This window comes from Pseudomonas sp. 20-5 (assembly GCF_056782835.1).
Map to the genome: position 1 here is coordinate 5676981 of NZ_CM165584.1, position 20685 is coordinate 5697665.

General features: G+C 66.7%; 14 protein-coding genes. 4 read left to right on the plus strand and 10 right to left on the minus strand.

Features of this window, described 5'->3' with window-relative positions; genetic code table 11:
* Nucleotides 1–15: 15 nt before the first annotated feature.
* Genes AC1RB9_RS26195 through glnE form a run of 9 tightly spaced genes read right to left on the minus strand, consistent with a single transcriptional unit; the run spans nucleotide 16 to nucleotide 10989 of the window.
* A complete protein-coding gene (locus AC1RB9_RS26195) occupies nucleotides 16–1494 on the minus strand; it encodes a lipopolysaccharide kinase InaA family protein (RefSeq protein WP_003457502.1) in 1479 nt (492 codons plus the stop codon).
* Nucleotides 1491–2249: a lipopolysaccharide kinase InaA family protein gene (locus AC1RB9_RS26200; protein ID WP_003457504.1), complete on the minus strand. Its 759-nt coding sequence runs from the start codon at nucleotides 2247–2249 to the stop codon at nucleotides 1491–1493. Before AC1RB9_RS26200 ends, AC1RB9_RS26195 begins: the two co-directional genes overlap by 4 nt.
* A complete protein-coding gene (locus AC1RB9_RS26205; RefSeq protein ID WP_003095773.1) occupies nucleotides 2246–2980 on the minus strand; it encodes a lipopolysaccharide kinase InaA family protein in 735 nt (244 codons plus the stop codon). The genes AC1RB9_RS26200 and AC1RB9_RS26205 overlap by 4 nt, the downstream gene beginning before the upstream one ends.
* Nucleotides 2980–3786, minus strand: a complete 807-nt coding sequence (gene rfaP / locus AC1RB9_RS26210; RefSeq protein WP_003114553.1) for a lipopolysaccharide core heptose(I) kinase RfaP — start codon at nucleotides 3784–3786, stop codon at nucleotides 2980–2982. Before rfaP ends, AC1RB9_RS26205 begins: the two co-directional genes overlap by 1 nt.
* Nucleotides 3783–4904 carry a glycosyltransferase family 4 protein gene (locus AC1RB9_RS26215; RefSeq protein WP_003116148.1) on the minus strand — a complete coding sequence of 374 codons (1122 nt, stop codon included), beginning with the start codon at nucleotides 4902–4904 and terminating at the stop codon, nucleotides 3783–3785. Before AC1RB9_RS26215 ends, rfaP begins: the two co-directional genes overlap by 4 nt.
* On the minus strand, nucleotides 4901–5968 hold the full coding sequence (gene waaC / locus AC1RB9_RS26220) for a lipopolysaccharide heptosyltransferase I (RefSeq protein WP_003457511.1): 1068 nt from the start codon (nucleotides 5966–5968) through the stop codon (nucleotides 4901–4903). The genes AC1RB9_RS26215 and waaC overlap by 4 nt, the downstream gene beginning before the upstream one ends.
* The gene (waaF, locus tag AC1RB9_RS26225; protein WP_003109905.1) at nucleotides 5965–7002 is read right to left on the minus strand and encodes a lipopolysaccharide heptosyltransferase II; all 1038 of its coding nucleotides are present in this window, start codon (nucleotides 7000–7002) and stop codon (nucleotides 5965–5967) included. Before waaF ends, waaC begins: the two co-directional genes overlap by 4 nt.
* Before the next feature lie 59 nt (nucleotides 7003–7061).
* Nucleotides 7062–7985 (minus strand): branched-chain-amino-acid transaminase, encoded by a 924-nt coding sequence (gene ilvE, locus AC1RB9_RS26230; RefSeq protein ID WP_003095783.1) that lies wholly within the window; start codon nucleotides 7983–7985, stop codon nucleotides 7062–7064.
* 55 nt (nucleotides 7986–8040) lie between these two features.
* Nucleotides 8041–10989: a bifunctional [glutamate--ammonia ligase]-adenylyl-L-tyrosine phosphorylase/[glutamate--ammonia-ligase] adenylyltransferase gene (glnE, locus tag AC1RB9_RS26235; protein ID WP_003146359.1), complete on the minus strand. Its 2949-nt coding sequence runs from the start codon at nucleotides 10987–10989 to the stop codon at nucleotides 8041–8043.
* Between the two features lie 281 nt (nucleotides 10990–11270).
* Between glnE and aceE the strand changes: the two genes are divergently transcribed.
* The 4 genes from aceE (at nucleotide 11271) to msrA (ending at nucleotide 19565) form a co-directional block, all read left to right on the plus strand.
* Complete coding sequence (gene aceE, locus AC1RB9_RS26240; RefSeq protein ID WP_003114556.1) at nucleotides 11271–13919, plus strand: pyruvate dehydrogenase (acetyl-transferring), homodimeric type; 2649 nt, start codon at nucleotides 11271–11273, stop codon at nucleotides 13917–13919.
* A gap of 144 nt (nucleotides 13920–14063) precedes the next feature.
* Nucleotides 14064–15707, plus strand: a complete 1644-nt coding sequence (gene aceF / locus AC1RB9_RS26245) for a dihydrolipoyllysine-residue acetyltransferase (RefSeq protein WP_003115359.1) — start codon at nucleotides 14064–14066, stop codon at nucleotides 15705–15707.
* Nucleotides 15708–16124: 417 nt separating this feature from the next.
* Entirely contained in the window at nucleotides 16125–18824 is a 2700-nt protein-coding gene (dipA, locus tag AC1RB9_RS26250) for a phosphodiesterase DipA (RefSeq protein ID WP_003106476.1), read from the plus strand.
* A 93-nt stretch (nucleotides 18825–18917) separates the two neighbouring features.
* On the plus strand, nucleotides 18918–19565 hold the full coding sequence (gene msrA / locus AC1RB9_RS26255; protein ID WP_003095789.1) for a peptide-methionine (S)-S-oxide reductase MsrA: 648 nt from the start codon (nucleotides 18918–18920) through the stop codon (nucleotides 19563–19565).
* Between the two features lie 3 nt (nucleotides 19566–19568).
* Here the strand turns inward: msrA and AC1RB9_RS26260 are convergent, their stop codons facing one another.
* On the minus strand, nucleotides 19569–20405 hold the full coding sequence (locus AC1RB9_RS26260) for a 23S rRNA (adenine(2030)-N(6))-methyltransferase RlmJ (protein ID WP_003095790.1): 837 nt from the start codon (nucleotides 20403–20405) through the stop codon (nucleotides 19569–19571).
* Nucleotides 20406–20685: the final 280 nt, after the last annotated feature.

Here is a 20685-nt window from a genome sequence, read left to right on the forward strand (position 1 = left end):
GTCGTCGCTTGTCGTTCAAGCCCCGGCGGCGTCGCCGAGGCGGGGAATCCGTTGCTCCAGCAGCCGGTAGAGGCCGCTGTCCTGCGGCCAGTTGCGCAGGAAGCGCGCGCGGTCGCGGGCGTAGGCGCGGGCAAAGGACGCCTGGCTGTGATGCTTGCGCATCGCGTCCAGGTCGATCAGCGCCCATTCGCCGCCTTGTTCATGGGCCTGCCAGAACAGGTTGTGTCCCTTCAGGTCGCCGTGGCTGATGCGTTCGCGGATCAACGTCGAAAACAGCCGATCCAGTGCCGCCAACTCGGCTTCCGGTGGCGAAACGGCGCCATCGGGCATGTCCAGGCAAGGCTTAAAACGAGCGATTATATCCTGACCGCCGAGATAATCGGTAATCAGGTAGGCGCGCCCGCGCAGCCAGCACCAGCGCCGCTCCAGCATCGCCAGCGGACGGGCGGTGGCGATGCCGAGGAATTCCAGGCGGTTGCCTTCGCGCCAGGAGGCCCAGGCCCGGCTCGGCCGCCAGAAGCGCTTCAGCCAATGGACCCAGCCCTTGATGTTGTAGCGCTTGATGATCAGCGTGCGGCCGTTCGCTTCGACCCGGGCGACGGTGGCCGCGCCGCCGTCCTTGTAGACGTGGCCGGCGGCGATCAGGCGGTCCGCGTCCGCCAGCAGGGGCGCCATCGTCTCGGCCTCGCTGCGGCGGGCGGCGAACAGGCGGAACGGACCGCGCACGACGCTGAACAGGCTACAGTCGCGACCGACCTTCCTCAGCAGGTCGCGCACCCGCCAGCGGCGAACCTTGGCGATTTCCTTCTGCAAGGCTTCGAGCGGCAGCGCATGCTCGCCGTTGGCCAGCAGGTAATGCACCAGCAACTCCTCCAGGAAAGGATCGAGGAGCGCCGGCAACTGGGCGAAGAACACCCCGAGGTTTTCCAGCACTTTCTGTCGCGACAGCGGCTGGCCGGGAGTTTCCGCACGCACGCCGCCACCGTCGATGAGATACAGGTGGCCGGCGTGGCGCAACAGGTTGTCCAGGTGCAGGTCGTCCTGCCAGAGGCCCTTTGCATGCAGCTCGCCAATGGCTGCCAGGGCTTCGCCGAGCACCGCTTGCTGGGCATCGCCCAGCGGCGCCTGGGCCTCCACCGCACGCCAGGCGTCACCGAGGCTCTGCGCCGCGTCGAGGTAGTCGAACAGCAGCCAGCCGCCCTCGCCCTGCTGCAGCCCGTCGGCCAGCAGCGCCGGGGTGGTCAGCCCCTGGGCCGCGAGCAGACGCGCCCCTTCCAGTTCGCGCTGGAAATGCCGTGCGGCCTTGCCGCCCACCAGCAGCTTGGCCAGCACCTTGCGCCCACACCATTCGCCGGCACCGACGTAGCGCTGCCCGGGCAGCACCCGCAGCAGACTGTCCAGGCGCAGTTCGGCAGCGCCAGCGCCATCCGCCAGGGTCACCCGCAATGGCAGTTGCGGGTGGCGCCCGGCGGCTTGCAGTTCGGCCAGTCTCATCGGCGCGACTCCTTGCGCCGACGGCGCTGGTCGAGAAGGCGATACCACTGCTCGACCTCGGCCGAGTCGAGGGGTTCGTCGACATAGGCGGAGATGAATTCGTGCACGTCCGCTTCGCTCCAGTCCGGGGCACGGCGCAGCATCGGCTCCAGGTCCTTGACCTGGTCGCGGCGGCCGAACCAGATCGGGCGGGTCTTCTCCAGGTCGATCAGGCAGGCCTCGAAGACACCATCGGCCCCCTCGCGGAGGAATAGATGCTTGGGATAGAAGCAACCATGCATCTGTCCGGCGGCGTGCAGCTGGCGCGCCAGCCTGCCAACCGCCCGGAGAATCGCCCGGCGCCGCTCTTCGGCCAGGTCGTGCCAGGACGCCAGCCAGGTGTCCAGGTCCTGCCAACCGTCCAGGGCACGGGTCAGGAGGATCGCCTGGCGCTCTCCGCCGACCGCCTGCTGGGCGAAGAACGCCGCCTGCAGGGCGGGAATGCCCAGCGCCCGGTAGCGCTCGATGTTGCGGAACTCGCGGGCGAAGGTCGGCTCGCCCAGCGGATGGCGCAAGCTGCGGGTCAGGTGGTTGCTCTGGCGCTTCAGGTAGTAGGCGGAGTCGCCCAGGTCGAGACGGTAGACGCTGCTCCAGCCACCCCGCTCGGTATTCGGTTCGTCCACGGCATCCAGCTGCAAGGCCCACAGGGCGTCGAAGCTGTCCAGACGGTTGCGCTGGAGCAGGTCGTGGTCCTGCGCGGCGATGAAAACGCTCATTCGCGCCCCTCGAAGAAAGCCACCACCTGGCGAATACGCTTCTTGTCGGATTCGTTCAGGTGCCGGCGACGGCGATATTGCAGGTAGAAGCGCAGGCGCTGGGTGCGCGACAGGTGGTACTTGGCCACCTTGTCCAGGCAGGCCAGGTCCTTGGTGATCCGATAGCGCAGCATGAAGCTCCACCAGAACGCGCCGTTCGGGCAGTCGATGAAATACACCAGCGGCTGGTCGTCCACCAGCAGGTTGCGCCACTTCAGGTCGTTATGGGTGAAATGCTGGTCATGCATCAGGCGCGTAGCCTTGGCGATCTGCCGGCTGACGCCGTCCACCCAGCGCGGGTCCTTCAGGCGCGGATCCCGGTTGCAGGCGAGCACCGACAAGTCCTCGGTGCCCGGCAGCTCGCGGGTGATCATGGCGCCGCGCTGGAAGGCGCCGGCCTTGCGCTCCAGCCCCCAGGCGACCACTTCGGCGGTGGGAATGCCCCACTTCTCGAAGCGCTTGAGGTTCTGCCACTCGGCCTTGATCCGCGGTCGCGCCAGGTAGCGGCGCAGGCCCTTGCCGGCGCTGCGGTAGCGCTTGACGTAGTAACGCACGCCGTCGCGCTCGATGCGGATGACTTCGGACAACGGGTCGCGGGTCAGGCGCTCGCCCTCCAGGGCGAACACGCTATCGAGGCTACCGAAGTCGGCGGCCAGGTGACGGTAATCGGGTTCGAGGGTCCACCCCGCCATCAGAGCAGGTCTCCGTAACGCTGCTTGCGTTCGTAGAGTTTTTCCGCCTTGCGTTCCATCCAGGCCAGCAGGCCGGCCTCGTCGCGCAGTATCTCGCGCAACGGCCGGCGGAAATAGGTGCGCAGGAAGCGTAGCTTGTCGCGACGCGTCAGTCCGATGTCCAGCGCAGAGAAATACAATGCCGCCAGATCCTTGTTACGCCAGCGTTTCGGCGTGGCGTCGCGGGTCTGGGCACGGTGCAGATCGATCACCGAGAGGCGGAAATCGTCCGCGCTCACCGGCTTGTCGGTGTGCAACAGGAAATGACAGATGTAGCAGTCGCGATGGTTGACTCCGGCACGGTGCATGTCGCCGACCATCCGCGCCACCGCCTCGACCAGCGCGCGCTTGAGCCGCGGCGGTGGAGGACGTTCGCGCCAGTCCTGGGAGAACACCTCGAGGTCCACGGTCGGCGCCAGTTCCTCGGTGACGATGAAGGAATGCTGCCGCGCCGGATCGCTGCCGCGCTCGCCGTAGGCGACCGCGGTCATGGTCGCTACGCCGGCCTCGTGCAGGCGCCGGATGGCCTGCCACTCCTGGCGCGCGCCGAGCACCGGGAGCTTGGCGGTGAGCAGGTTCTTGGCGATCTCGCCCCAGCCGATGCCACGGTGGATCTTGACGAAGTAGCCACGCCCGTCGACCTCGGTGCGCAGGGTGCGGCGCCCTTCCAGTTCGCGGTAGACCTTGCCTTGCAGCGCCTCCACCGCCTCGAACGGGTCGCGCCCGTTCCACAGGCGCTTGAACGGCTCTTCCAGCACCAGCCTCATGAGGCCTCCCCGAGGATCAGGTCGGCGGCGCGCTGCGGCATGCTGTAGAGGTCGGCGTGATCGGCGTAGGCCAGGCCATTGCGCGACCAGGCGGCGCGCGCCGGAGCGTCCTCCAGCATTTCCGCGAGCAGGCGGTTGAGACTGTCCTGCTCGAAGGGACTCGGCAGCACCCGCCCGGCGTCGGCCTCGGCGATGTAGTGGGCGTAGCCGCAGACATCGGTCACCAACACCGGCAGGCCGGAGACCAGCGCCTCCAGCAGCACCGTACCGGTGTTCTCGTTGTAGGCCGGGTGGATCAGCAGGTCGGCGCCGAGCAGGAAGCGCGGGATATCGCTGCGCCCCTTGAGGATCTGTACCTGGTCGTTGAGACCGAGGGCGGCGATCTGTAGCAGGAACGGCTTGGGATCGTCCTGGCCGATGGCGATCAGCCGGGTACGCCTGCGCAACGCCTTGGGCAGCGCGGCCAGCGCCTTCAGGCTGCGATCCAGGCCCTTGGTCTTGAAGCCGGAACCGATCTGCACCAGCAGCAGGTCGTCCTCCTCCAGGCCGAACTCGCGGCGGAATTCCGCACGCACGTCCGCGGCGTTGGCCGGCGCCCGGCGATCCTGACTGATCCCCGGCGGCAGCAGATGGAAACGCTCGGCCTGGGTGCCGTAGTGCTTGACGAAGAGCGGCTGCTGCACCTCGGAGATCATCAGGATCTCGGTCTTCGAGGCCGGGTCGAACACTGCCCGTTCGTAGCCGGCGAAGTGGCGGTAGCGGCCCCACTGGCGGTACAGCGGGTTGCGCAAGGTCTGGGCCTTTTCCTCGAAACAGGCGTCGGCGGCGTAGTAGACATCCAGTCCGGGCATCTTGTTGAAGCCGATCACCCGCTGCACCGGGCGCCTGTCCAGGTCGGCGCGGACCCACGCGGTGAACTTCTCGTTGCGCCGGTGGTTGAAGATCGAGCGCACCGGGGCCACCAGCACTTCGAAGCCGTCCGGCACGTCGCCCTCCCAGATCAGCGTATAGACGCGGATGTCGTGCCCGCGCCGCTGGCATTCCAGGGCGATGCGCATGAAGTCGCGCTGCAGGCCGCCGAAGGGGAAGTATTTGTAGAGGATGAACGCCAGGGTCATCGGAGGGTCTCCGGGGCCAGCAGCATGGCCTCCAGCTGGGTGGCCACGCGCTGGGGATTCAGCCGGGTGAAGCACAGCGGCTGCTCACGCTTGAGATCGAACAGTTTGCGGTCCTCTTCGGTCGGCTGGTAGGTACAGGTCTTCTTCAGGCACGGCGCACAGGGGAAGTCGCTGCCCAGGTGTACCTGGGAGCGCCCGTAGGCGCCGGTGAAGCCAGGATTGGTCGGGCCGAACAACGACAGCGTCGGCACGTCCAGCGCCGCCGCCAGGTGACCGAGGCCGGTATCCACCGCCACGCAGGCGCGCGCGCCGGCAAGCACCTTGGCCATGCCGGCCAGGGATAATCTGGGGAGTACCGCGGCATTTTCCAACCCCGCTGCCAGGCGCCCGGCCCGCTCCCGCTCGGCGGTGCTGCCCCAGGGCAGGCGCACCGACCAGCCGCGCTCGCACATGCGCTCGGCCAGTTCGCGCCAGTAGGCTTCCGGCCAATGCTTGGTGTCCCAGGTAGTACCGTGCAGGAACACAAGGTACGGCGCGCCAGGGTCGGCGTCGGCCAACTGCTCGCGGTCCAGGCCATAGTCACCGACCGACTCAGGCAACGGGTAGTCCAGCGCCTGGGCGAACAACTGGCGCGTGCGCTCCACCGCATGCTGTCCCCAGGCGACCGGATAGGCACGGCGATAGAAGCGGCTGGCGAGCGGCTCGCGCGCCGAGTCGCGATCGAGACCGGCGACCGGCGTCTTGCCCACGTAGCGGGTCAGCCAGGCACTCTTCAGCAGCCCCTGGGCGTCGATCACCAGGTCATAGTCGACTTCCTTCAGGCGCTGCTTGAAGCGCCGCCATTCGCCGTTGCGCAGGGTCTGCCAGAGGTTCTTGCGCCAGCGCCGGATCGCCACCGGGATCACCCGCGCCACCGCCGGATGCCAGGCGGGAATCTCGGCGAAACCTTCCTCCACCACCCAGTCGAACTGGATGCCGGGAATCGCCCGGGCGGCGTCGGTAAGCGCCGGCAGGGTGTGGATCACGTCGCCGAGGGACGAGGTCTTGACCAGCAGTACCCTCATCCGGCGACCTCGGCAGGGTCGCCGACCAGCCGCTCCAGGGCTTGCAATACCAGGCCAGGCGGCAGCTCGCGGAGGCAATTGTAGTGGCCGAAGCGACAGGTGCGCTCGAAGCACGGGCTGCACTCGAGACCGAGGCGGACGATCTCCACCCGGTCCGCCAGCGGCGGGGTGAACTGCGGCGAGGTGGAGCCATAGACGCCCACCAGCGGGCGATCCAGCGCGGCCGCCACGTGCATCAGGCCGGAATCGTTGGACACCACCGCGCCAGCGCAGGACATCAGGTCGATGGCCTCGGCCAGCGAAGTCTCCCCGGCAAGATTGAAGGACTCCTCGCGCAACCCCGGAATCAGGCGCTGGCGAATCTCCTCTCCACCGGGATGGTCGTTCTTCGAGCCGAACAGCCAGACCTGCCAGCCGGCACGGATCTTCGCCTCGGCGACCGCGGCGTAGTGTTCCGCCGGCCAGCGCTTGGCCTCGCCGAACTCGGCGCCGGGACAGAGCGCCAGCACCGGGCGGTCCAGGCTCAGGGCGAACTTGTCGAGCGCCGCCTGGCGGCTGCCGTCGTCGATCCGCAGGCGCGGCTGCGGATAGGGCTTCGGCAACTCCACGCCCGGCTCGAAGGCCAGGGCCATGAAGCGTTCGATCATCAGCGGATAGCGCTGCTTGTCGAGCTTGCGGATGTCATTGAGCAGCCCGTAGCGCATCTCGCCGCGCCAGCCGGTGCGCTTCGGTATTCCGGCGAACCAGGGCACCAGCGCCGACTTCAGCGAGTTGGGCAGCAGGATCGCCTGCTCGTACTGACCGCGCAGGCCGCGTCCGATCCGGCGCCGTGTGGCGACGTCCATCACCCCGTGGCCGAGCGGGAAGCTCAGGGCCTGGCGCACCTCGGGCATGCGCTCGAGGATCGGTCGGCTCCACTCGGGCGCCAGCACGTCGATCACGCACTCGGGATGCCGCTGGCGCAGACACTGGAACAGGGTCTGCGCCATCACCATGTCCCCCACCCAGGAGGGACCTACGATCAGAATTCTCATTCAGGCTCCGGAAATGATCAGGGAGGCTTTCGCCTCCCTGTCACACCCTTCTTCGGTGCTTACTTGACCAGGGTACGCCACTCGGCGTGGGCCTCGGTCTTGCCGCTGACCAGGTCGAAATAGGCTTTCTGCAGCTTTTCGGTGACCGGGCCACGGCGGCCGGCGCCGATCTTGCGACCGTCCACTTCGCGGATCGGCGTGACTTCCGCGGCGGTGCCAGTGAAGAAGGCCTCGTCGGCGATGTACACCTCGTCGCGGGTGATGCGCTTCTCGACCAGTTTAAAACCGTGTTCGGCGGCCAGGGTCAGGATAGTGTTACGAGTGATGCCGTTCAGGCAGGCGGTGACTTCCGGGGTGTAGATCACGCCATCCTTGATGATGAAGATGTTCTCGCCGGAGCCTTCGGCCACGTAGCCTTCCGGATCGAGCATCATGGCCTCGTCGGCGCCGCCGGAGATCGCTTCCTGGAGGGCCAGCATCGAGTTGATGTAGGCGCCGTTGGACTTGGCGCGGGTCATCGAGATGTTGACGTGGTGGCGGGTGAAGGAACTGGTGCGCACCTTGATGCCTTGCTGCAGGGCTTCCTCGCCCATGTAGGCGCCCCAGCTCCAGGCGGCGATGATCACATGGACCTTCAGGCCGCTGGCGCGCAGGCCCATGCCTTCGCTTCCGTAGAACACCATCGGGCGGATATAGGCGCTTTCCAGGTTGTTCTCGCGCACGGCGGCGCGGGTCGCCTCGTTGATCTCGTCGCGGCTGTACGGGATCTGCATGTTCATGATGTGCGCGGAGTCGAACAGCCGGTCGGTATGCGCCTGCAGGCGGAAGATCGCCGTGCCCTGCGGGGTGTCGTAGGCGCGCACGCCCTCGAACACGCCCATTCCATAGTGCAGGGTATGGGTCAGCACGTGCGTGGTCGCGTCGCGCCACTGCACCAGTTCACCGTCATACCAGATCACGCCATCACGATCGGCCATCGACATAGTTGCCAGCTCCTTCAGATATTCGTTACGTACTTGCGTTACGTGCCTGAGTGGATCAGCCGAGCCGCAGCTCGCGCCAGATCCTGATCACTTCTCGCCGCTCCGTCTGGAAGTGCTCGCCGCTCACGACCCCGGCCTCCTTCTGTAGTGCCAGGCGGTGTGCGGCTGCGCGATAGGCCTTGTAGGCCTCCTGCAGGAGACGGACGTCCTCGCTGGCGATCAGGCCAGCCCGTTCCAGTCCTTCCAGAATGCGGATGTTATCGGTGAATTCGAGCAGCGCCGGGTGTTCTCCGGACCAAGCTAGAACCGCATATTGCACCATAAATTCGATATCGACGATACCACCGGCATCGTGCTTGAGATCGAAGGCTGCCGTGGCCTCGAAGGCATTCGAGGCGGTACCGGCGGCGGTCGCGCGGGTTCCCAGGTTGTCGCGCATCTTGGCGCGCATTTCGCTGACTTCGGTGCGCAACGCGTCGAGATCGCGCGGCCTCGCCAGCACCTCGGCACGTACCGCCTCGAAGCTCGCCTGCACCCGCCGGCAACCGGCCAGCACCCGGGCGCGGACCAACGCCTGGTGCTCCCAGGTCCAGGCCTCCTGCTCCTGGTAGCGCTGGAAGGCGCCCAGCGAACTCACCAGCAGGCCGGCCGCGCCGCTCGGACGCAGGCGCATGTCGACCTCGTAGAGGGTGCCGGATGGCGTCTGCGCGGTGAGGAAATGGATGATCTTCTGCCCCAGGCGGGTAAAGAACTGCGCGCCATCGATGGATTTGCCGCCATCGGTCTCGCACTGGGGGTCGCCGTCATGGATGAACACCAGGTCGAGGTCCGAGCCATGGCCGAACTCCAGCCCGCCGACCTTGCCGTAGCCGACGATGACGAAGTCCGGATCGCACGGCGTGCCGTCGGCGCGCAACGGCCGGCCGTGACGCTGCACCAACTGCCGCCAGGCCAGTTCGAGGACCTCGACGAGGATCGCCTCGGCCAGCCAGGTCAGGTAGTCGCTGACCTTCATCAACGGCAGCGTGCCGGCGATCTCCGAGGCCGCCACCCGCAGCCCGTGGGCCAGCTTGAAGTGACGAAGGGTCTCCATCTGCTGCTCGAGGTCGTCCTCGGGAATCCGCATCAGCCGTTCGCGCAGCTCGGCGGCCAGCTCGGCGGCCTGTGGAGGACGGAACAGGCGCCCCTCGTTGAGCAGCTCGTCGAGCAGAATCGGGAACCGCGCGATCTGCTCGGCAACCATCGGGCTGGCCGCGCAGAGGGTCAGCAGGCGCTCCAGCGCGCCGGGGTTCTCGGTCAGCAACACCAGGTAGGCGGAACGCCGCGCCACCGCTTCCACCAGCGGCAGGACCCGCTCCAGCACCAGGTCCGGCTGGGGGTTTTCCACGGTCATCGCCAGCAGGCGCGGAACGAAGGCATCCAGGCGCTCCCGGCCGAGACGCTGCATCGCTCGTACCTGGGGGCCGTGGCGCAGATCGCTGAGACGCTTCCAGGCCGCCTCGGCATCGACGAAGCCGGCGTCGGCCAGTTGCCGGCTGGCCGACTCCTCGTCCAGCGCCTCCTCCCACAGCGGGATCCACTCGGCGCCGACGCTGCCGCAGGCCGCCTCGCCGCTTTCGTCCTCGTCCGGGTCGGCGATCACCTGGCGGAAGTGCCAGTCGATGCGCGCCCGCCAGTGGCTCAGGCGCTCGTGGAATGCGGCCCAACTGGCGAAGCCCATGATGAAGGCCACGCGGATGCGGTCGTATTCGTCGCTGGGCAGCATTTGCGTCTGCCGGTCGGCCAGCGCCTGGATGGCATGCTCGGCGTAGCGCAGGAACTCGTAGCCGCCGCGCAGCTCCTCGACCACCGCCGGCGGCAGGTAGCCCTGCCCCTCCAGGGTCGCCAGCACCTTCAGCAGCGGCCGTTGCTGCAAGCTCAGGTCGCGCCCGCCATGGATCAACTGGAAGGCCTGGGCGATGAACTCCACCTCGCGGATACCGCCTTCGCCCAGCTTAATGTTTTCCGACATCCCCTTGCGCCGGACCTCCTGCTGGATCAGCTGCTTCATGGTGCGCAGCGCCTCGATGGCGGAAAAGTCCAGGTAGCGCCGATAGACGAACGGCCGCAGCATGCCGAGCAGTTGCTCGCCTGCCTGCTGGTCGCCGCCGACCACCCGCGCCTTGATCATCGCGTAGCGCTCCCAGTCGCGCCCCTGGTCCTGGTAGTACTGCTCCAGCGCGGCGAAGCTGTAGACCAGCGGTCCGCTGGAGCCGTAGGGACGCAGGCGCATGTCGACGCGGAAGACGAAGCCGTCGACGGTGATCGCATCCAGCGCCTTGATCAGCTTCTGCCCCAGGCGGGTGAAGAACTCCTGGTTGTCCAGCGAACGCTTCGCCCCCTCGGTCTCGCCGCCCTCCGGGTAACCGAAGATCAGGTCGATGTCCGACGACAGGTTGAGTTCCACCGCGCCCAGCTTGCCCATGCCGAGGACCACCATCCGCTGCGGTTCGCCGGAGCGCCGGCCGATCGGCGTGCCGAACTGCTCGCACTGGCGCCGATGAAGCCACTCGCAAGCCAGGTCGATGCAGGCGTCGGCCAGGGCCGACAGGTCGCGACAGGTTTCCGCCAGCGCGGCGCGGCGGGTCAGGTCGCGCCAGATGATGCGCAGTTGCTGGCGTGTGCGGAAACGTCGCAGGCGCCGACCGAGTTCGTCCTCGTCGGCGCAATCCTCCAGCCGCGCCTGCAACTGACTGCGCAGTTCGCCGGGCGCGTGGGGGTTCTCCAGCTCGCCGCGTTCGGCCAGTTCCAGCAGCATCGCCGGGTCGCGCACTGCCTGCTCGGCGACGAAATCGCTGGCCGCGGCGACCCGTCGGAAATCCTCCAGGCGCTCCTCGGGCCAGGCCTCCAGGCGGGCCAGGGCGGCGGCATCGAGGGCGGCGACAGCGGAGCGGAGGGCAGTCCCGGCGCGTTCGGCGGCGGGCAGCAGGGTGGCCGGCAGATTCGCCAGCGAAGGCAGGCTCATGGTCTATCCTGTTTGGGTTTCCGACCGAAGACCACAGGCTCGACGCACAACGTCGAAAAGGCTCTACATCGGGCCTTATAGCCTGACAACGACAATCGAAATGTAGTTTTACTACTAAAAATTGTATCCAGAGGGCTGTTTCTCAGAGTGATCTGTAGTAAAACTACAAGTCGCCGGGTACACCCCCGGAGAACATCCAAGAATTAGCTGCGGTCGCCCACGAGGCCGGCCGCTCACCTATGGCATCCGATTCTGGAAGCCTTTCCGCCCTGGAGCAAGCCATGCAAGACCTCGATCCCGTCGAAACCCAGGAATGGCTGGACGCCCTGGAGTCCGTACTCGACCGCGAAGGTGAAGACCGCGCTCATTACCTGATGACCCGCATGGGCGAGCTGGCCAGCCGTAGCGGCACCCAACTGCCCTACGCGATCACCACGCCCTATCGCAACACCATTCCGGTAACCCACGAAGCACGCATGCCCGGCGACCTGTTCATGGAACGCCGGATCCGCTCCCTGGTGCGCTGGAACGCCCTGGCGATGGTGATGCGGGCGAACAAGCACGACCCGGACCTGGGCGGCCACATCTCCACCTTCGCCTCCTCGGCGACCCTCTACGACATCGGCTTCAACTATTTCTTCCAGGCTCCCACCGACGAACACGGCGGCGACCTGGTGTTCTTCCAGGGCCACGCGTCCCCCGGCGTCTACGCCCGGGCCTTCCTCGAAGGCCGCATCAGCGAGGAACAACTGGAGAACTTCCGCCAGGAAGTGGACGGCAACGGCCTGTCCTCCTATCCGCACCCCTGGCTGATGCCAGACTTCTGGCAGTTCCCCACCGTATCCATGGGCCTTGGCCCGATCCAGGCGATCTACCAGGCACGCTTCATGAAGTACCTGGAAAGCCGCGGCTTCATCCCCGCCGGCAAGCAGAAGGTCTGGTGCTTCATGGGCGACGGCGAGTGCGACGAGCCGGAATCCCTCGGCGCGATCTCCCTGGCCGGCCGCGAGAAACTCGACAACCTGATCTTCGTCATCAACTGCAACCTGCAGCGCCTCGACGGCCCGGTCCGCGGCAACGCCAAGATCATCCAGGAACTGGAAGGCGTGTTCCGCGGCGCCGAGTGGAACGTCAACAAGGTCATCTGGGGTCGCTTCTGGGACCCGCTGTTCGCCAAGGACACCGCCGGCCTGCTGCAGCAGCGCATGGACGAGGTCATCGACGGCGAATACCAGAACTACAAGGCGAAAGACGGCGCCTACGTGCGCGAGCACTTCTTCGGCGCGCGTCCGGAACTGCTGGAAATGGTCAAGGACCTTTCCGACGAGGAAATCTGGAAGCTCAACCGCGGCGGCCACGACCCCTACAAGGTCTATGCGGCCTACCACCAGGCGGTCAACCACAAGGGCCAGCCGACCGTCATCCTGGCCAAGACCATCAAGGGCTACGGCACCGGCAGCGGCGAAGCGAAGAACATCGCGCACAACGTGAAGAAGGTCGACGTCGACAGCCTGCGCGCGTTCCGCGACAAGTTCGACATCCCGGTCAAGGACGCCGACCTGGAGAAGCTGCCGTTCTACAAGCCTGAAGAAGGCAGCGCCGAGGCCAAGTACCTGGCCGAGCGCCGCGCCGCGCTGGGCGGCTTCATGCCGGTGCGCCGGCAGAAGAGCATGAGCGTGCCGGTTCCGCCGCTGGAAACCCTGAAGGCCATGCTCGACGGCTCCGGCGATCGCGAGATCTCCACCACCATGGCCTTCGTGCGGATCATCTCGCAGCTGGTCAAGGACAAGGAACTCGGCCCGCGCATCGTCCCGATCGTCCCGGACGAGGCCCGTACCTTCGGCATGGAAGGCATGTTCCGCCAGCTCGGCATCTACTCCTCGGTCGGCCAGCTCTACGAGCCGGTGGACAAGGACCAGGTGATGTTCTACCGCGAGGACAAGAAGGGCCAGATCCTCGAGGAAGGCATCAACGAGGCCGGCGCCATGTCCAGCTGGATTGCCGCCGGTACCTCCTACAGCACCCACAACCAGCCGATGCTGCCGTTCTACATCTTCTATTCGATGTTCGGCTTCCAGCGCATCGGCGACCTGGCCTGGGCCGCCGGCGACAGCCGCGCGCACGGCTTCCTGATCGGCGGCACCGCCGGTCGCACCACGCTGAACGGCGAAGGCCTGCAGCACGAGGACGGCCACAGCCACCTGCTGGCCTCGACCATCCCGAACTGCCGCACCTACGATCCGACCTACGCCTACGAACTGGCGGTGATCATCCGCGAAGGCTCGCGGCAGATGATCGAAGAGCAGCAGGACATCTTCTACTACATCACCGTGATGAACGAGAACTACGTCCAGCCGGCCATGCCGAAGGGCGCAGAGGAAGGCATCATCAAGGGCATGTACCTCCTCGAGGAGGACAAGAAGGAAGCCGCTCACCACGTGCAACTGCTGGGCTCCGGCACCATCCTGCGCGAAGTCGAGGAAGCGGCCAAGCTGCTGCGCAACGACTTCGGCATCGGCGCCGACGTCTGGAGCGTGCCGAGCTTCAACGAGCTGCGTCGCGACGGCCTTGCCGTCGAGCGCTGGAACCGCCTGCATCCGGGCCAGAAGCCGAAGCAGAGCTACGTCGAGGAGTGCCTGGGCGGCCGTCGCGGCCCGGTGATCGCCTCCACCGACTACATGAAGCTCTACGCCGAGCAGATCCGCCAGTGGGTTCCCTCCAAGGAGTACAAGGTGCTCGGCACCGACGGCTTCGGCCGCAGCGACAGCCGCAAGAAGCTGCGCAACTTCTTCGAAGTGGATCGTCACTGGGTGGTGCTGGCCGCGCTCGAAGCGCTGGCCGATCGCGGCGATATCGAGCCGAAAGTGGTGGCCGAGGCCATCGCCAAGTACGGTATCGATCCGGAGAAGCGCAACCCGCTGGATTGCTAATTCGCTCCATACTCCCCTCGGCAGCGAGGGGTTTCGAGCACGCCGGCGCCGCCAACGGGCGGCGCCGGCTCACAACGAACCAAGGACCAAAAGTCTTTGTTTTGCGCGCCGCACAGCGGTGGTGGCACGTAAAAGGAGAGGAATGTGAGCGAACTCATTCGCGTACCCGACATCGGCAACGGTGAGGGTGAAGTCATCGAGCTGCTGGTCAAGCCCGGCGACAAGGTCGAGGCCGATCAGAGCCTGCTGACCCTGGAATCCGACAAGGCCAGCATGGAAATCCCCAGTCCCAAGGCCGGGGTAGTGAAAAGCATCAAGGCGAAGGTCGGCGACACCTTGAAAGAAGGTGACGAAATCCTCGAGCTGGAAGTGGAAGGCGGCGAACAGCCTGCCGAAGCCAAGGCCGAGGCAGCGCCCGCCCAACCGGAAGCGCCGAAAGCCGAAGCGCCTGCTCCCGCCCCGAGCGAGAGCAAGCCGGCCGCCCCCGCCGCGGCCAGCGTCCAGGACATCAAGGTCCCGGACATCGGCTCGGCCGGCAAGGCCAACGTCATCGAAGTGATGGTCAAGGCCGGCGACACGGTCGAGGCCGACCAGTCGCTGATCACCCTGGAATCCGACAAGGCCAGCATGGAGATTCCCTCGCCGGCCTCCGGGGTGGTGGAAAGCGTCTCGATCAAGGTCGGTGACGAAGTCGGCACCGGCGACCTGATCCTCAAGCTGAAGGTGGAAGGCGCCGCTCCGGCAGCCGAAGAGCAACCGGCAGCCGCTCCGGCCCAGGCCGCGGCGCCCGCCGCCGAGCAGAAGCCCGCCGCGGCGGCCCCTGCGCCAGCCAAGGCCGATACCCCGGCTCCGGTCGGCGCACCCAGCCGCGACGGCGCCAAGGTCCACGCCGGCCCGGCGGTGCGCATGCTGGCGCGCGAGTTCGGCGTCGAGCTGAGCGAAGTGAAAGCCAGCGGTCCCAAGGGTCGCATCCTCAAGGAAGACGTCCAGGTCTTCGTCAAGGAGCAACTGCAGCGCGCCAAGTCCGGCGGTGCCGGCGCCACCGGCGGAGCCGGCATCCCGCCGATCCCGGAAGTCGACTTCAGCAAGTTCGGCGAAGTGGAAGAAGTGGCGATGACCCGCCTGATGCAGGTCGGCGCCGCCAACCTGCATCGCAGCTGGCTGAACGTGCCGCACGTGACCCAGTTCGACCAGTCGGACATCACCGACATGGAAGCCTTCCGCGTTGCCCAGAAGGCCGCGGCGGAGAAGGCCGGGGTCAAGCTGACCGTACTGCCGATCCTGCTCAAGGCCTGCGCCCACCTGCTCAAGGAACTGCCGGACTTCAACAGTTCGCTGGCCCCCAGCGGCAAGGCGCTGATCCGCAAGAAGTACGTACACATCGGCTTCGCCGTGGACACTCCGGACGGCCTGCTGGTCCCGGTGATCCGCGATGTCGACCGGAAGAGCCTCCTGCAACTGGCCGCCGAGGCCGCCGACCTGGCCGACAAGGCCCGCAACAAGAAGCTCTCGGCCGATGCCATGCAGGGCGCCTGCTTCACCATCTCCAGTCTCGGCCACATCGGCGGCACCGGCTTCACGCCGATCGTCAACGCGCCGGAAGTGGCGATCCTCGGTGTGTCCAAGGCGACCATGCAGCCGGTATGGGACGGCAAGGCCTTCCAGCCGCGCCTGATGCTGCCGCTGTCGCTGTCCTACGACCATCGCGTGATCAACGGTGCCGCCGCGGCGCGCTTCACCAAGCGCCTGGGCGAGCTGCTGGCGGACATCCGCACCCTGCTCCTGTAATACCTGCGCCGCTCCCCACGGAGCGGCCAGCCCCTCTCGCGAGCATGCCACGCTCGTCTCTCGGCCCCACCGGATGGTGGGGCTTTTTTTGCCCGCCTGACGGCTCGGCGAAACTGCGTCCCGTCGTACCGCCAGCGAATGCCACAGGACCCGCAGGCGCGAGTTCGGCGCGCACGATGACAGGCGCTCGACGCCAACCCTCCCGGCGAAGCCAACCCTACGAAAAACAGGGCTTTTCCAGCGGCACCGCAGACCTCCGACCGTCCAGCGGTTTTTTCCCGGATACGCTTAACTTGGGCCCTGCCGGGCCGATACAGAGTTACTTGTCAGACCAATCGGCATAATGCACCCTTTGCCTGCACCCCATCGAAACGGGTCGAGGCCTCCCCCTCGCTCAGTACCTGGAATCAGCCTCGCATGAAAAGTCATCCCGATGCCGCCAGCCGTTCGGCGGCCGAGGTTGTCACGCAGCTACCCGTGCCGTCGCGGCTCGGGCTGCTGCGTTTCGAGCGGCTGAACGAGCCGAGCTGGGCACTGCTGTTCCTCGATCCTGCCTGCGAGCGCCAGCTCGGGCTGCCGGCGACTACCCTCTGCGCACTGCTCGATGCGCCTTACGCCAGCCTGATGGAACCCGAGGCCCGCCACCGCCTGCACGAGCAGATCCAGCAGCAACTGGTGAAGCGCCCGCACTACCAGGTGAGCTACAAGCTGCACACACCCAACGGCGTGCTGACCATGCTGGAGTTCGGCGAAGCCTTCCAGCAGCATGGCCGCCAGTTGCTGCACGGCTACCTGATGGTCGAGGAGCGAGCGGAGAGCGCCGAGCGCAGCGAACAGTTGCTCGACCTGGAATCGCAGAACCTGCGCCTGAAGGCGTCCCTGGACCTCTACCAGCGCTCCCAGGACGACCACCTGCAACACCTGCTGCGCTCGCGCACCCAGCAGAACCTGATCGTCCGCCTGGCCCGCCATCGCTACCTGTCCAGCGACCCGCTGCTGGAGGCTGCGCAACTGATCACCCAGGCCGCCTGCGAAGCCTACGGCACCGCGCGAGCCGGCATCTGGCGGCTGCTCGACGACCAGCGCCTGGAAGCGGTGACCGTCTACCGCCGCGACCTCGACCAGTACGAGAAGCCCCAGAGCATCGACGCCAGCCGCTACCCCGCCTACCTCGAGGCGGTACACAGCGGGCGCGCCATCGACGCCCACAACGCCCAGCGCGACCCACGCACCCAGGAACTCTACAAGGACTACCTGAAGCCGCTGGGCGTCAACGCCCTGCTCGACGCCACCATCCGCATCGGCGGCGAGGTGGTCGGCGTGCTGTGCCTGGAACACGCCGGCGAGAACCGCATGTGGCAGAGCGACGAGATCGCCTTCGCCGGGGAACTCGCCGACCAGTACGCGCAGGTCCTGATGAACCACGAGCGACGCAATGTCTCCAGCGCCCTGCACCTGTTCCAGCGCGCGGTGGAACAGAGCGCCAGCGCCTTCCTGCTGATCGACCGCGACGGCGTGGTGGAATACGTCAATCCGAGCTTCACCTCGATCACCCAGTACAGCGCCGACGAAGTGCGTAACCGACGCCTGTCCGAGCTACCGGCGCTGGAGAACCTCAGCGAGCTGCTGTTCGACGCGCGTTCCGCGCTGACTCAGCAGAACAGCTGGCAGGGCGAGTTCCGCAGCCGCCGCAAGAACCACGAGCCTTACTGGGGCCAGTTGTCGCTGTCGAAGGTCTACGACGATCTCGGCGAGCTGACCCACTACATCGGCATCTACGAAGACATCACGCAGAACAAGCTGGCCCAGCAGCACATCGAGAAACTCGCCTACCGCGACAACCTCACCGGCCTGGCCAACCGGCACTATTTCATCGGCGCCCTCGAGGAACGCCTGGAAAGCAGCGGCGACCGCCCGCTCAGCCTGCTGCTGGTGGACATCGACAACTTCAAGCGGATCAATGACAGCCTCGGCCACCAGACCGGCGACAAGCTGCTGGTCAGCCTGGCCCGGCGCTTGCGCAGTTGCCTCGGCGACGGCGCCACCCTGGCGCGCTTCGCCAGCAACGAGTTCGCCGTGCTGCTCGACGACACCGCGGTGGAAAAGGGCGAAAGCATTGCCGCGCAGGTCCTGCACATGCTCGACAAGCCGCTGTTCGTCGACAACCAGTTGATCAACATCACCGGCTCCATCGGCCTGGCCAGCGCCCCGCAGCACGGCTGCGACCCGCAGACCCTGATGAAGTACGCCGGCCTGGCGCTGCACAAGGCCAAGGCCAACGGCAAGCACCAGGTCCAGGTGTTCACCGAGGCGCTGACCGCCGAGGCCAGCTACAAGCTGTTCGTCGAGAGCAACCTGCGCCGCGCCCTGGCGCAGAACGAACTGGCGGTGCACTACCAGCCCAAGCTGTGCCTGCGCAGCGGCCAGTTGCTCGGCCTGGAAGCCCTGCTGCGCTGGCAGCATCCGGAAAAAGGCATGATCCGCCCGGACCGCTTCATCAGCGTGGCCGAGGAAACCGGGCTGATCGTGCCGATCGGCAAGTGGGTGATCCGCGAAGCCTGTCGCCAGGCCCGCGAGCTGGCCGAGGCCGGGCTGGGCGAGCTGCAGATCGCCATCAACCTGTCGCCCAAGCAGTTCACCGACCCGGACCTGGTCGGCTCGATCGCGGCGATCCTCCACGAAGAGAACATCCCGGCCAGCCAGCTGGAACTGGAGCTCACCGAAAGCCTGCTGCTGGACGCCACCGACGATACCCGCCAGCAACTCGAACGCCTGAAGAGCCTCGGCCTGACTCTGGCGATGGACGACTTCGGCACCGGCTACTCGTCGCTGAGCTACCTGAAGAAATTCCCCATCGACGTGATCAAGATCGACCGCAGCTTCATCAAGGACATTCCGGACAGCCAGGACGACATGGAAATCACCTCGGCGGTGATCGCCATGGCCCACAACCTCAAGCTCAAGGTAGTCGCCGAAGGCGTGGAGAGCGCCGAGCAACTGGCCTTCCTCCGGCGCAACCGCTGCGACATCGGCCAGGGCTACCTGTTCGACCGGCCGATCCCCAGCGACCTGCTCAATACCAGTCTGCTGCGCTATCCCTGCCGCACCCTGCACTGATCGCCCAGGCCTCCCCCGCCGGCGCGGAAAGGCTGTACTCTCTGTGCTCATCCGCGAGTCATTCGCCTACCCCCTGAGCAGGAGACGAGAGCCATGGTTCTGCGTTCTGAAATCCTCACCAAGAAAAGCGAGCTGCCCACGCCGGACCAGGCCCTGCCGGGTCGCGAAAGCGCCATGCCGGTGCCCGAAGCGCACTTCGTCAACGGCCGCCCGCTGACCGCGCCGTTCCCCGCCGGCCTGCAGCAGGTGCTGTTCGGCATGGGCTGCTTCTGGGGCGCCGAGCGTCGCCTCTGGCAGCAACCGGGTGTCTGGGTGACCGCGGTGGGTTATGCCGGCGGCTACACGCCGAACCCGACCTACGACGAAGTCTGCTCCGGCCTGACCGGCCACAGCGAGGTCGTGCTGGTGGTCTACAACCCGCAGGAGACCAGCTTCGAACAGCTGCTCAAGGTATTCTGGGAAGCCCACGATCCGACCCAGGGCATGCGCCAGGGCGGCGACATCGGCACCCAGTACCGCTCGGTGATCTACACCTTCGACGCGGCCCAGAAAGCCGCGGCCATGGCCAGCCGGGAGAGCTTCCAAGCCGAACTGGCGAAAGCCGGCTACGACCGCATCACCACCGAGATCGCCGACGTCCCGCCCTTCTACTACGCCGAGGCCTACCACCAGCAGTACCTGGCGAAGAACCCCAACGGCTACTGCGGCCTGGGCGGCACCGGGGTGTGCCTGCCGGCCTGACGACTATTCCGCCACCAGCCAGTCGAGACGCCAGCCGCCCTGGCTCTGGGCCATGACCTCGGCCAGCCAGGGCAGCAGGTCGCGCAGTTCGTCCTCCAGCGGCCACGGCGGATTGACGATGGCCAGCCCGGAGCCGTTGAAACGCTCGGCGTCGTCGATCGGATGCACGTGCAGCTCGGCACGCAGCAGCTTCGGCGCGACGCTACGTTCCAGGGCCTGGTAGAAACGCTTGAGCTGGCGCTCGTCCTTGATCGGATACCAGATCACCACCACCGTCTGGCGCATCCGCCCGATCGCCTCGTCGAGCGCAGCGACACAACGCTGCAATTCGTCGGCCTGCTCGAACGGCGGATCGATCAGCAGCACCGCGCGCTTTTCCGGCGCCGGCAGGAACGCCCGCGGCAGCAGCCAACCGTCGCCCTGGTGCACGGCGACCCGCCGTTCGCCAGCCATGTTGGCCTTGAGCAGGCGGCCGTCCTCGGGATGCAATTCGTTGAGCAGCACGCGGTCCTGGGCGCGGGTCAGGCGCCGCGCCAGTTCCGGCGAGCCCGGGTAGTAGCGCAGGGAGCCGTCCGGATTCAGGTGACGGATCACGTCCAGGTAATCGTCCAGTTGCTCGGGCAGGCCTTCGCGCTCCCACAGGCGGGCGATGCCCTGCTCCCACTCGCCGGTGCGGCTGGCCTCGTCACCCTGCAGGTCGTAGAGGCCGACCCCGGAATGGCTGTCCAGGTAGGCGTACGGCGTGTCCTTGCGCCCCAGTAGGGCGAAGATCCGCGCCAGCACCAGGTGCTTGAAGACATCGGCATGGTTGCCGGCGTGGTAAGCGTGACGATAGTTCATGATGACTGCTCCTTGGACAGCGCCAGGCAGCGCTGCTAGCCGGACCGCCCGGCCCCGGCGGATTCGCGCCGACCCCGCGTCGGCACAGGCCCTCGCCCATGGGCGAGGGGCGCGGATTCTACCAGCCTCCCGAGGCTTCGGCAGCGGTCTCGCCGTCGCAGGTTTGGCCCTTGTATCACGCATATCGATGTTGGTTGGCGACCTTCATTCACCAGCCTAGACTCGCTGGCACCCTGGCACCGCCTGCGACGGTCGATGCCTTCGCCGCGCCGCCCCACGA

Excerpts from the sequence above, each read along its gene's own strand:
- dipA (WP_003106476.1), top strand. The coding sequence starts at position 16,125 with ATGAAAAGTCATCCCGATGCCGCCAGCCGTTCGGCGGCCGAGGTTGTC.
- glnE (WP_003146359.1), bottom strand. The coding sequence starts at position 10,989 with ATGAGCCTGCCTTCGCTGGCGAATCTGCCGGCCACCCTGCTGCCCGCC.
- aceE (WP_003114556.1), top strand. The coding sequence starts at position 11,271 with ATGCAAGACCTCGATCCCGTCGAAACCCAGGAATGGCTGGACGCCCTG.
- AC1RB9_RS26200 (WP_003457504.1), bottom strand. The coding sequence starts at position 2,249 with ATGAGCGTTTTCATCGCCGCGCAGGACCACGACCTGCTCCAGCGCAAC.
- AC1RB9_RS26215 (WP_003116148.1), bottom strand. The coding sequence starts at position 4,904 with ATGACCCTGGCGTTCATCCTCTACAAATACTTCCCCTTCGGCGGCCTG.
- waaC (WP_003457511.1), bottom strand. The coding sequence starts at position 5,968 with ATGAGGGTACTGCTGGTCAAGACCTCGTCCCTCGGCGACGTGATCCAC.
- ilvE (WP_003095783.1), bottom strand. The coding sequence starts at position 7,985 with ATGTCGATGGCCGATCGTGATGGCGTGATCTGGTATGACGGTGAACTG.
- msrA (WP_003095789.1), top strand. The coding sequence starts at position 18,918 with ATGGTTCTGCGTTCTGAAATCCTCACCAAGAAAAGCGAGCTGCCCACG.
- AC1RB9_RS26195 (WP_003457502.1), bottom strand. The coding sequence starts at position 1,494 with ATGAGACTGGCCGAACTGCAAGCCGCCGGGCGCCACCCGCAACTGCCA.
- rfaP (WP_003114553.1), bottom strand. The coding sequence starts at position 3,786 with ATGAGGCTGGTGCTGGAAGAGCCGTTCAAGCGCCTGTGGAACGGGCGC.
- AC1RB9_RS26205 (WP_003095773.1), bottom strand. The coding sequence starts at position 2,980 with ATGGCGGGGTGGACCCTCGAACCCGATTACCGTCACCTGGCCGCCGAC.
- waaF (WP_003109905.1), bottom strand. The coding sequence starts at position 7,002 with ATGAGAATTCTGATCGTAGGTCCCTCCTGGGTGGGGGACATGGTGATG.
- AC1RB9_RS26260 (WP_003095790.1), bottom strand. The coding sequence starts at position 20,405 with ATGAACTATCGTCACGCTTACCACGCCGGCAACCATGCCGATGTCTTC.